This is a genomic window from Longispora sp. NPDC051575 (assembly GCF_040681875.1).
Classification (GTDB): domain Bacteria; phylum Actinomycetota; class Actinomycetes; order Mycobacteriales; family Micromonosporaceae; genus Longispora.
The window spans coordinates 131,492-142,345 of sequence record NZ_JBFAZP010000011.1 but is presented as its reverse complement, the minus strand read 5'-3'; the positions used below and the strand labels follow the sequence as shown (position 1 = coordinate 142,345).

Here is a 10,854-nt window from a genome sequence, read left to right as displayed (position 1 = left end):
CAGTGGAGATGTGACCTACGATACAGAACGGTTCCGTATCGTAAAGGCTGAGCATAGGGTTACGGAACAGTCTCGTATCTAAACTTGGAGTGCACGTGGACGCACCCACAACCGGCCACCCGCAGCGCTGGAAGATCCTCGGCGTGCTGGTCGTCAGCCTGCTCGTCGTCGTACTCGACAACACCATCCTCAACGTGGCGATGAAGACCATCGCCGACCCGAATGCCGGACTCGGCGCGAGCCAGAGCCAGCTGGAGTGGGCGATCAACTCGTACACCCTCGTGTTTGCGGGTCTGCTCTTCACCTTCGGCGTCCTCGGTGACCGCGTCGGCCGGAAGCGGATGCTCGTCGCCGGCCTGATCGTCTTCGGCATCGCCTCGCTGGCCTCGGCCTACGCGCAGGACCCCGGCCAGCTGATCGCGGCCCGCGCCCTGATGGGCCTGGGCGGCGCGGCCATCATGCCGGCCACCCTCTCGATCATCTCGAACGTGTTCGACCCCCGGGAGCGGGCGAAGGCGATCGGCGTCTGGGCGGGTTCCGTCGGCCTGGCCGTGGCGATCGGCCCGGTCGTCGGCGGCGCGCTGCTGGAGCACTTCTGGTGGGGCTCGGTCTTCCTGATCAACGTGCCGATCATCATCGTCGGCGTCGCCGCGGTGCTGCTCCTGGTCCCGGAGTCGAGAGACCCGAAACCCGGAAAGATCGACGTCACGGGGGTACTGCTCTCGATCGTCGGCCTGACCCTCTTCGTGTACGGCATCATCACCGGCGGCGACTCGGGCGACTGGGGCCAGTTGGAGGTGTGGGGCTCGATCGCGGCGGGCGTCGTGATCCTGGCGGCCTTCGTCCTCTACGAGCGGCGCATCGACCACCCGGCCCTCGACGTCAAGCTGTTCCGCGACCCGCGCTTCTCGGCGGCCGTCGCGGCGGTCGGCCTCGCGTTCTTCGCGGCGATGGGCGTCATGTTCTTCGGCGCGTTCTACCTGCAGATGGTGCGCGGCTACAGCCCGCTGGAGACCGGCCTGCTGTTCCTGCCGTTCGCCGGCGCGCAGCTGATCTTCGCGCCGCAGAGCGCCGGCCTGGTGAAGAGGTTCGGGGCGAAGGCGGTCTGCGCGGTCGGCATGGCGCTGGTGGCCGTCGCGCTGAGCGCGTTCGTCTTCGTCATCGATGAGAACACCCCCATCTGGGTACTGTGCACCGTCTTCTTCATCCAGGGCGCCGGCATGGCCAACGTCATCCCGCCGACCACGGAGGCCGTGATGGCGTCCCTGCCCCGGGAGAAGGCCGGCGTCGGCTCGGCGGTGAACAACACGATCCGCCAGGTCGGTGGCGCGCTGGGCGTCGCGGTCCTCGGTTCGCTGCTCTCCCAGGTGTACCGGGACCAGATGGCGAGCCACCTCGTCGCCTTTCCGGAGAACGTCCGCCATGTGGCATCGGAGTCGATCGCGGCGACGTACGCGGTCGCGGCCAAGATCGGGCCGGCCGGCAACTCGCTGATCCCGTCGGCGAACGAGTCCTTCGTGCACGCGATGCACTGGGTGGCCGCGATCGCCGCGAGCGTGGCCCTCCTGGGCGCCCTGGCCGTACTGCGCTGGCTGCCGGGGAAGCCGGCTCCGGTGCGGGTCGAGGCGGAAGAACCGCAGCTTGTCGATGTCCGCTAATCTGACGCACGATGTCTGAGACGACTACGCAGAGCACTCCGAGGCCGCCAGGGCGGCCCCGGAGTGCCCGCGCGGACGAAGCGATCATCGACGCGGTGCTGGAGTTCCTCGCGGAGGGCACCACGGTCGAGGCGTTGTCCATGGAGGCGGTCGCCTCCCGGGCCGGGGTCGGCAAGGCCACGGTGTACCGGCGCTGGCCGCACAAGGAAGCCCTGATCCTCGACGCGATCGCGACCCTCAAGCAGCCGTTGGACGTGCCGCCCGGCGAGAGCGTGCGCGACGATCTCATCGCGCTCATGCAGCAGTCGTGGGAGGCCCGGGACAGCCGGGCGGGCCGGATCATGCCGTGCCTGATTCCCGAGTTGCAGCGCCAGGGGCCGCTCCGGACCCAGTTCATCAAGTTCATGGACCACCGCCGGGATGTGATCCGCGACGTACTTCGGCGGGGGATAGTCACCGGTGAATTACGTTCCGATATCGATGTCGAGCTCGCGCTCATACTGTTGTCGGGGCCCATGTTCATGACTTTGATTGGCAATGCCCCAAATGTGGGCACGGATCACCTGGCGGAACGCGTAGTTGACAACGTTCTGCGGGGTATCGCTTGCTAGTTTTTCTGGATAAAACGGGCAATGACCTGCCGCAACTGCGCAGAGTGGCGTAGCCTGATCGCTACTTACTTGCCTCTGACCGTTCGGCTGTGTGATCACGCCGTTTCGTACTTCCGTGTCCGCTCAAGGGTGTGGCAGGATGGACCGCAACTACCTGTCCATAGGCCGGTCTCGAGGTGCTAGTGATGAACACTTTCAAGGTCCGGCGAAGGCTCGCCGCGATCCTGCTCGGCGCGGTCTGCGCCGGCGTTGCCGTGCTGGGGCTGGCTGCGGTGCAGTCCGCTGCCGGTGTCGCGTCCACGTCGCACAGCGTGGCTGGCGCGGCGACCGACGGCGACGTCATTTGGAGCTGATCATGACTGACGTGGGCATGAACCACGAAAGTCAATAAGGCTACGACGGTATGCCCGCCGCGGAATCGACGCGTGTCCTCGGCGCACAGGCCAAGGCCTGGCTGGCGACCGTCGTGGTCGCTTTGTGTGCCGTTGCGCTCATCATTCCGGTTGCGCTGACCTCAACGTACGAAGCCAAGGCGATCGTCGTCGGGCTTTTCTTCCTGTTGTTCCTCGCCGCTGAGCGCACGCTGATCCACGTTGAGGTCCAGCAGCAGACGTACTCGAACACCGCCGTCGAGATTCCCCTGTTGCTGGCTCTCGTCTATCTACCTCCGGCATGGGTCATCATCGCCCGGGTAGCCGCTGCCGCAATTTCGCACTTTATTCTTTTCTCGCCGGTCAAGGCGTTGTTCAACATCGCCGTCCGGGGCGCGAGTACCGCAGTATCGGCATTGACGCTTTCGCTCTTCATGGCGTTGCCGGCCGGTGTGTCCAACATGGGCGATCCGTTGACCTGGATTCCGTTGGTCCTCGCCACCGAGGCCGGCAACCTGGTGAGCATCGTCGCGCTCGCGGCCATCCTGACCGTCGTGCAGGGCTGGATGGGCAACGGGCAGTTCCTGCGCAGCCTGACCCAGAGTTCCGCGGTGTGCCTGGTCAACTCGATGCTGGGTCTACTCGCACTGTTCGCGCTGCGGGCGTCGCTCTGGGCCACGGTATGCCTCGCGGTGCTGGCGGTGCTCGTGGGGTTCGGCTACCGGGCCTACCAGAGGTTCCTCCAGCAGCACCGGAGCCTGACCGAGCTCTACGACTTCACCCAGGCCGCGGCGCAGGCGCGCGAGGCCGGCAACCTCGCCGACGTGCTGCTCGTCCGGGCGAGAAAGCTGCTGAGCGCCGAGTACGCGACGTTGTGGCTGCCGGAGAGCCGGCGGCATCCCGAGGTTCTGCTCACCGCCCGGATCGACGACAAGGGCCTGGGCGACCGACCGGTCACACCCAACGCCCTGCGCAACAAGGCGGTGGCGGGGGACCAGACGATCGTGGTGGGTCCCAAGGTCGGGGATCCGGCCCTGCGGGCGCAGCTCACGGAGCACGGTCGGAAGGACGCCATCGTCGTCCCGCTGAGGTCCGGGACGGCCGTGATCGGGACGATCGAGGTCGTCAACCGGATCGGTGGCATGGTCACGTTCGAGCCGCACGAGGTGCGGCTGCTGGAGACGCTCGCCGCGCACGTCGCCGTAGCCGTCGAGAACTCCCGCCTCGTCGACCGGCTCCGCTTCGACGCCTACCACGACAGCCTCACCGGCCTGCCGAACCGCCGCCGGATGACCGCGATGCTGGAGGAGGCCGTCAAGGTCAGCGCCCCCGACGTGGTCGCCGTGCTGCTGTTCGATGTGGACGGCATGCGCGACGTCAACGAGTCGATGGGCCACCAGGCCGGCGACAAGCTCCTCGCCGAGGTCTCCCAGCGGCTGCGGGACCTGGCGCCCCCGGCCGCGCTGGTCGCCCGGGTCGGCGGCGACAAGTTCGCCGTCACGCTGCGGGCGGAGAGCGCCGCCGAGGCCGTCGAACTGGCCGGCAAGCTCCGGGCCGCGCTCCAGGAACCGATGCGGCTCGGCACCCTGAACCTGGACGTGGACACCGCGGTCGGCCTGGCCCTGCACCCGGAGCACGGCAGCGAACCCGAGGTGCTGCTGCGCCGCGCGGATCTGGCCGTGCACGCCGCCAAACAGACCAACTCGCACATCCAGCAGTTCCACCTGGCCCTGGAGTCCGGTTCGACCCGGCGGATCGGCCTCGCCGGCGACCTGAGGCGCGCGCTGGACGCGGGAGAACTCGAGGTGTACTTCCAGCCGAAGGTCGCCCTCTCCGACCGCCGCCTGGTGGGCGTGGAGTGCCTGTCCCGCTGGGAGCACCCGGTGCACGGCTCGGTGAGCCCGCAGGACTTCATCGCGGTCGCCGAGCACACCGGTCAGCTGGGCCGGCTCACCGAGGTGGTGCTCCGCGAGGGACTGCGCCGCTGCCGGGAGTGGGCCGACGAGGGCCGCCCGCTGAGCGTCGCGGTGAACCTCTCACCCCGCACCCTGGTCGACCCGGACTTCCCGAGTCAGGTCGGCGAACTCCTCGCCGAGTACGGGGTGCCGGCCGAGCGGCTCACGCTGGAGATCACCGAGGACGGCATGGTCGCCGGCCCCGACCGCCCGATGCCGACCCTGCACCGCCTGCACGACCTGGGTGTCCGGTTGTCGGTGGACGACTTCGGCACCGGCTACTCCTCTCTCTCCTACCTCCGCCGGCTGCCCGTGCACGAGGTGAAGGTCGACCGGATGTTCGTCCAGGGCATGGCGACCGATCCGGGGGACCTGGCGATCGTCCGCGCCGTGGTCGACCTGAGCCGGCACTTCGGGCTGAGCGTCGTCGCGGAGGGTGTCGAGAGCGAGCTCACGCTGGCCCTGCTGGAGGAGATGGGCTGCGACATCGGCCAGGGTTTCTTCTTCAGCCGCGCCCTGCCGTACGAGCGCCTGGAGACCTGGTTCGCCGCACAGACTGTGACCGAGGAAGTGGGCGTCGGAGGCTCCGTACGGCGCCTCAGGGCCGTCCCCTGACCCCGTTTTGCGCCCTGGACTACGGCTGTGTATGGTTACCCCTGCGCGCCTCACGGAGTGCACGCCCCTTTAGCTCAGTCGGCAGAGCGTCTCCATGGTAAGGAGAAGGTCTACGGTTCGATTCCGTAAAGGGGCTCTCGTTTGCTGGTTCGTCCCAGCAGGCATCAGCGGGAGGCCAGGTTCGTCCTGGCTGGCCGGCTTTGGCGGTGTAGCTCAGATGGTAGAGCAAACGGCTCATAATCGTTGTGTCGCCGGTTCAAGTCCGGCCACCGCTACTGCGGCGGGCGCCACAGAGCGCCCGATTACCATGTTCGCGTAGACGCAGGTAGGCTGTCAGATCGACAGACCCCCAGAGCTAGGAAAGGCACTCCCGTGGGTAAAGCGACTGACGTACGGCCGAAGATCACGCTGGCGTGCGTGGAGTGCAAGGAGCGGAACTACATCACGAAGAAGAACCGGCGGAACGACCCCGACCGGCTCGAGATGAACAAGTTCTGCCCGCGCTGCGGCAAGCACACCGCCCACCGCGAGACGCGCTAGTCACCGTCTGCAAGATTTCAGAAAGGCGTCGCCCGACACGGGCGGCGCCTTTCTCGCATGGGTCACTAGGATCCATACCCATGCCCTTGGACCAGACACAGATTGGTCGGACGTACCCGCCGACCGCCCCGTACGAGGTGGGCCGGGAGAAGATCCGGGAGTTCGCCGAGGCGATCGGCGACCCCAACCCGGCCTACCGCGACCCCGACGTGGCCCGTAAGTTCGGCCACCCGGACGTGATCGCGCCGCCGACCTTCCCGATCCTGCTCACCCTGGACGCGAGCGGGGTCGCCCTCGCCGCGCTGGGCGTCGAGCTGCGCAACGTGCTGCACCGCGAGCAGAAGTTCGAGTACAGCCGCCCCGTGGTCGCGGGGGACACCCTCGTCTGCGTCGTGGTCGTCGAGGGCATCCGCACCGTCGCCGGGAACGACATCCTGACCACCCGCACGGACGTGACGGACGGCTCCGGCGAGCTGGTCGTGGCCGTGTGGTCGACGCTCGTGGTTCGCGAGGAGGCGTGATGTACGAGGTCGGTACGCAACTGCCGGAGCGCGTCTTCCGGGTGACCCGCGCGGACCTGGTCCGGTACGCCGGCGCGTCGGGGGACTTCAACCCGATCCACTGGAGCGACCGGGTGGCCGCCGAGGTCGGACTGCCCAGCGTCATCGCGCACGGCATGCTCACCATGGCCTTGGCGGCCCGCGCGGTCACCGACTGGGTGGGCGACCCGGGCGCGCTGGTGGCGTACACCGCGAAGTTCACCCGGCCGGTGCCGGTGCCCGACGACGAGAACGGCGCGGAGCTGGGGGTGTCGGCGGTCGTGAAGAAGGTCGACGGCGACCTGGTGACCGTCGACCTGTCCGTCGTCGCGGAGGGGGAGAAGGTCCTGGGCGCCGCGCGGGCGACCCTGCGGACCCGCTAGCACACGTCGAGAGTCTGCCCGGCGGTCCGCACCACGCGGCTGCCGGGCAGCGTCGCCTCCACGTACCAGTCGGTCGGGATGTATCCCCAGCTCGTGGTGCTCCACTTCCCGGCGCTGGAGGACATGTCCTCGGCGAAGTTGCCGGAGCTGTCGTGCAGGACCAGCCGGACCCTGCTCGGCGTCCCGCCGGTGACGGTCGCGGTCACGCCGAAGCTCTGCCAACCGCCCTGGCACCGCGGGTTGGTGATGCTGGCGGTCACCTTGGGGCCGACCAGGGTCGTCTGCGAGGCCGAGGGCCCCGCGGTGGTCGGGGCCACTGTCGGCTTGGCGCTGGTCGCGCTCGGTCGGGGGGTACTGCTGGGGCTCGCGCTCGGACTGCGCCGGCTCGGCGTCGGGGAGGCCGCGAGCGCGCCCTCGGCCCGGTGCCCACCGGTCGGGAGCGGCATCGGGGGCGCCTCGATGGTCTGCCGGCGCCCCTCGGGCGTACCCGTCTCCTGTTGGGCGAACACCACCCCCGCGCCGACCAGCACGGAGGCCGCGACCCCCGTACCCACGAGCGCCCATCTCCTCGGCCGGGGACCGCTGCGCTGGTCGGGCTGGCGGGGGAACCCGGCGGAGTCGAGCGGGCCGACCCTGCGGGCCACCTCGGTGAGCAGCGCGGGGAGCGTGGTCTCCCGGGTCTTCCGCAACCGGGGCCACAACTGCCCGGTGACCTTGGGAAACGACAGCGCCGAGTACCGGGTGATCAGTGCCGGGGCGCCCTGTCGCGCGATCCGGTCCATGGCCCTGCCGAGCCGGGTGGTGACAGCGGCGGCGGACAGCCCGGTGACGAGCGCGATCTCCTCGGGGCTCAGGTCGTGCCGGGCGGACAGTTCCACGAGTTCGCGGTCGGCGATCCGGAGACTGTTCGCGGCGGCGGCGACGGCGGCGGTGGTCTCCGCGGTGTGCACCACGGACCCGAGGTCGATCGTCTCGGCGGCTGGACCGCCCGCCGGAGCGCTGCCGGCGGGCCGGTTCGGGTCCCTGCACTCGCGGCGCACGAGGGCGTACAGCCATGCCCGGGTGTGGTCCCGGTCGGCCAGCTCAGGGGCCTTTTCAGTGGCGATGATGAATGCGTCGTGCACCGCGTCGGCGGCTCCCGCGCTGTTGAGGCCCAGGGAGAGGCAGTATGCGTAGAGTCGGTCGGCGTGTTCCCTGAAGGCCCGTTCGAGCCAGGGTGAGTCGCCGAAGTCGTCCATGCGAAGGCACGGTAGCGGGCTCCGGCTCTGAGGGCCACCCGCGCATCGGTTCGGTCTCGGCTCTGGCGCCCGGGGAGCCCGAGTTGGGAGAATCGCCGCCGTACCCGTACACTGGTCGACCTAGGGGTGAGTGGCCCCTGCTCCAGCATGCCTAACAAGTGCATACTGGGCGGGAATCGCTCGTCCCTTGCGCGGAACCTCCGGGGTTCGCAAAGGGGTGTGGCGCAATTGGCAGCGCAGCGGTCTCCAAAACCGCAGGTTGCAGGTTCGAGTCCTGTCGCCCCTGCGCCGAGCACTGTCCGGTGTTGCCTGTGGCTGGGTTGACGGAAGTACGTGTTAGCTGGAGCTATGGCGACGCTGGCCCTCTGGGTCGGCGTGGAGAGTGCAACGGAGAGGGCAAATGGCCGAGAGCAAGCGGCGCGACAACGACGCCGTCGACGGTGAGATCAACGAGACTGATGATCTCGTTGTAACCGACGACGCTTCTGACGCCAAGCCCGCAGAGGACAAGTCGGACAAGGCTGAGAAGTCATCCGATAAAGTAAAGACCGAGAAGTCCACCGAGAAGCGGGGCAACCCGTTCAGCCGGCTCGGACGGTTCATCCGCGAGGTCGTCAGCGAGCTGCGCAAGGTCATCTGGCCGACGCGCAAGGAACTCCTGACCTACACCACGGTCGTCGTGGTGTTCGTCGCGGTGATGCTGACCATCGTCGCCTCCCTGGACTGGGCATTCGCCAAGGGCGTGCTGTGGGTCTTCGCCGACGGTAAAAAGTAGTTAGACGAGCAGGGGAAGAGAGCCAGCGTGCCTGAGTACGACGAGACCGAGAACGGCGCTGTCGCGGCGACGATCGAGGAGTCGACCGACGTCGAAGACGCCGGTGCCGTCGAGAACAAGGACACGGACGAGGCTCCTGTCGCCGTCGCCGGCGAGGACAACGAGCAGCCGCTCGTCGCCTCGCCGGACGACGAGGACTTCGACCCGGTCAAGGAACTGCGCGAGGCGCTCCGGTTCGCTCCGGGCGACTGGTACGTCGTGCACTCCTACGCCGGGTACGAGAACAAGGTCAAGACCAACCTCGAGACCCGCATCGTGTCCCTCGACATGGAGGAGTTCATCTTCCAGGTCGAGGTCCCGACCCGTGAAGAGGTCGAGGTCAAGAACGGCAAGCGCCAGCAGGTGATGTCGAAGGTGTTCCCCGGCTACATCCTGGTCCGGATGGAGCTGACGCCGGAGTCCTACTCCTGCGTTCGGAACACCCCCGGGGTGACGGGCTTCGTCGGCGCGACGGACCGGGCAGACCGCCCGGCGCCGCTCTCGCTGAACGAGGTCCTCAAGTGGCTCGCCCCGGCGGTCACGGAGAAGAAGAAGAAGCCCGAGATCAAGGTCCTCGACTTTGAGGTGGGCGATTCGGTCACGGTCACCGACGGGGCGTTCTCGTCCATGCCGGCGACGATCTCCGAGATCAACCCGGACCAGCAGAAGCTGAAGGTCCTCGTGTCCATCTTCGGTCGTGAGACCCCGGTTGAGTTGAACTTCAACCAGGTCGCGAAGATCTGACCGAGAGTCGATCAGCTACCGTTGATGTCCCCGCGGATTGCGTGGGGGTTATCCACAAGCCCAGGAAGTAAGACATGCCTCCGAAGAAGAAGAAGCTCGTCACGACCTTCACGCTGCAGCTCCCCGCAGGTCAGGCCACCCCGGCTCCGCCGGTCGGCCCGGCCCTGGGTCAGCACGGCGTGAACATCATGGAGTTCTGCAAGGCGTACAACGCGCAGAGCGAGGCCCAGCGCGGCGACATCGTGCCGGCCGAGATCAGCGTGTACGAGGACCGGACGTTCTCGTTCATCCTCAAGACGCCGCCGGCCGCGCGCCTGATCCTCAAGGCCGCCGGTGTGGCCAAGGGCTCCGGTGAGCCGCAGAAGACCAAGGTCGCCAACCTGACGCGCGCCCAGGTGCGGGACATCGCTGAGAAGAAGATGCCCGACCTGAACGCCAACGACCTCGACGCCGCCGAGAAGATCATCGCCGGCACCGCCCGTCAGATGGGCATCACGGTCTCCGACTAGTCGGCAGCCCGTCAGCGTCAACCGTGGGAGGGCCCTCGATGGCCCGCCAGACACCACAGGAGTACAGAGCTATGTCGTACGGAAAGAACTACCGCAAGGCCGCTGAGCAGATCGACCGGGACAAGATCTACAGCCCGTCCGAGGCGATCAAGCTCGCCAAGGCCACCAGTGGCGCCAAGTTCGACGAGACCGTCGAGATCTCGATGCGGATCGGCGTCGACCCCCGCAAGGCGGACCAGATGGTCCGTGGCGTGGTCAACCTGCCGCACGGCACCGGTAAGACCGCCCGCGTGATCGTGTTCGCGTCCGGCGCGAAGGCCGAAGAGGCCGTCGCCGCCGGTGCCGACGAGGTCGGCTCCGAGGAGCTGGTCGCCCGGATCCAGGGTGGTTGGCTGGACTTCGACGCCGCGATCGCGACGCCGGACCAGATGGCCAAGATCGGTAAGATCGCGCGGATTCTGGGCCCGCGCGGCCTCATGCCGAACCCGAAGACCGGCACGGTGACCATGGACGTCACCAAGGCGATCAACGAGATCAAGGGTGGAAAGATCACCTTCCGGGTGGACAAGCACTCGAACCTGCACCTCATCATCGGCAAGGCGTCGTTCGACGAGTCCAAGCTCATCGACAACTACGCCGCCGCGCTCGAAGAGGTGCTGCGGGCGAAGCCGTCCTCGGCCAAGGGCAAGTACCTGAAGAAGGTCACCGTCGCCACGACGATGGGGCCGGGCATCCAGGTCGACCCGAACCGCTACCGCAACCTGCACGAGGACGCCCCCGTCGAGGGCTAGGCAATCCTCTTCCCGACAGGGCACTCCCGTGAGGGGGTGCCCTGTCGGCGTTTGTCCCTGTTTAACTCCTGGGAAGGGGTTCCCTT

General features: G+C 67.8%; 11 protein-coding genes, 3 tRNA genes and 1 pseudogene. 14 read left to right on the top strand and 1 reads right to left on the bottom strand.

Annotation, left to right across the window (positions count from 1 at the left end; all coding sequences use genetic code 11):
* Positions 1–95: 95 nt before the first annotated feature.
* The 9 genes from AB0M43_RS31665 (at position 96) to AB0M43_RS31625 (ending at position 6,672) form a co-directional block, all read left to right on the top strand.
* Positions 96–1,658, top strand: coding sequence for an MFS transporter (locus AB0M43_RS31665; RefSeq protein WP_363729514.1), 1,563 nt, complete (start codon positions 96–98; stop codon positions 1,656–1,658).
* A gap of 95 nt (positions 1,659–1,753) precedes the next feature.
* Positions 1,754–2,269: a TetR/AcrR family transcriptional regulator gene (locus tag AB0M43_RS31660; RefSeq protein WP_363729512.1), complete on the top strand. Its 516-nt coding sequence runs from the start codon at positions 1,754–1,756 to the stop codon at positions 2,267–2,269.
* 185 nt (positions 2,270–2,454) lie between these two features.
* Positions 2,455–2,622 carry a hypothetical protein gene (locus AB0M43_RS31655; protein WP_363729510.1) on the top strand — a complete coding sequence of 56 codons (168 nt, stop codon included), beginning with the start codon at positions 2,455–2,457 and terminating at the stop codon, positions 2,620–2,622.
* A gap of 50 nt (positions 2,623–2,672) precedes the next feature.
* Complete coding sequence (locus AB0M43_RS31650; protein WP_363729508.1) at positions 2,673–5,210, top strand: sensor domain-containing phosphodiesterase; 2,538 nt, start codon at positions 2,673–2,675, stop codon at positions 5,208–5,210.
* Between the two features lie 63 nt (positions 5,211–5,273).
* Positions 5,274–5,346, top strand: a tRNA-Thr gene (locus AB0M43_RS31645).
* 66 nt (positions 5,347–5,412) lie between these two features.
* Positions 5,413–5,485: transfer RNA gene (locus AB0M43_RS31640), tRNA-Met, on the top strand.
* Between the two features lie 97 nt (positions 5,486–5,582).
* Positions 5,583–5,750 carry a 50S ribosomal protein L33 gene (gene rpmG, locus AB0M43_RS31635; protein ID WP_197006641.1) on the top strand — a complete coding sequence of 56 codons (168 nt, stop codon included), beginning with the start codon at positions 5,583–5,585 and terminating at the stop codon, positions 5,748–5,750.
* 80 nt (positions 5,751–5,830) lie between these two features.
* Positions 5,831–6,271 carry a MaoC family dehydratase N-terminal domain-containing protein gene (locus tag AB0M43_RS31630; RefSeq protein ID WP_363729505.1) on the top strand — a complete coding sequence of 147 codons (441 nt, stop codon included), beginning with the start codon at positions 5,831–5,833 and terminating at the stop codon, positions 6,269–6,271.
* Positions 6,271–6,672, top strand: a complete 402-nt coding sequence (locus AB0M43_RS31625) for a MaoC/PaaZ C-terminal domain-containing protein (RefSeq protein ID WP_363729503.1) — start codon at positions 6,271–6,273, stop codon at positions 6,670–6,672. The genes AB0M43_RS31630 and AB0M43_RS31625 overlap by 1 nt, the downstream gene beginning before the upstream one ends.
* Here the strand turns inward: AB0M43_RS31625 and AB0M43_RS31620 are convergent.
* A complete protein-coding gene (locus tag AB0M43_RS31620) occupies positions 6,669–7,910 on the bottom strand; it encodes an RNA polymerase sigma factor (protein ID WP_363729501.1) in 1,242 nt (413 codons plus the stop codon). The genes AB0M43_RS31625 and AB0M43_RS31620 overlap by 4 nt on opposite strands.
* A gap of 213 nt (positions 7,911–8,123) precedes the next feature.
* On the opposite strand from AB0M43_RS31620, the gene AB0M43_RS31615 reads away from it, so the two are divergent.
* From AB0M43_RS31615 to rplA, 5 genes and pseudogenes are all read left to right on the top strand, one after another.
* Positions 8,124–8,196: transfer RNA gene (locus AB0M43_RS31615), tRNA-Trp, on the top strand.
* 114 nt (positions 8,197–8,310) lie between these two features.
* Positions 8,311–8,685 (top strand): preprotein translocase subunit SecE, encoded by a 375-nt coding sequence (gene secE, locus AB0M43_RS31610; RefSeq protein ID WP_363729499.1) that lies wholly within the window; start codon positions 8,311–8,313, stop codon positions 8,683–8,685.
* Between the two features lie 189 nt (positions 8,686–8,874).
* Positions 8,875–9,468, top strand: a pseudogene (nusG, locus tag AB0M43_RS31605) (transcription termination/antitermination protein NusG); the annotation flags it as partial.
* A 74-nt stretch (positions 9,469–9,542) separates the two neighbouring features.
* Positions 9,543–9,977, top strand: a complete 435-nt coding sequence (gene rplK, locus AB0M43_RS31600) for a 50S ribosomal protein L11 (protein WP_197006647.1) — start codon at positions 9,543–9,545, stop codon at positions 9,975–9,977.
* 71 nt (positions 9,978–10,048) lie between these two features.
* On the top strand, positions 10,049–10,768 hold the full coding sequence (gene rplA / locus AB0M43_RS31595) for a 50S ribosomal protein L1 (RefSeq protein WP_363729496.1): 720 nt from the start codon (positions 10,049–10,051) through the stop codon (positions 10,766–10,768).
* Positions 10,769–10,854: the final 86 nt, after the last annotated feature.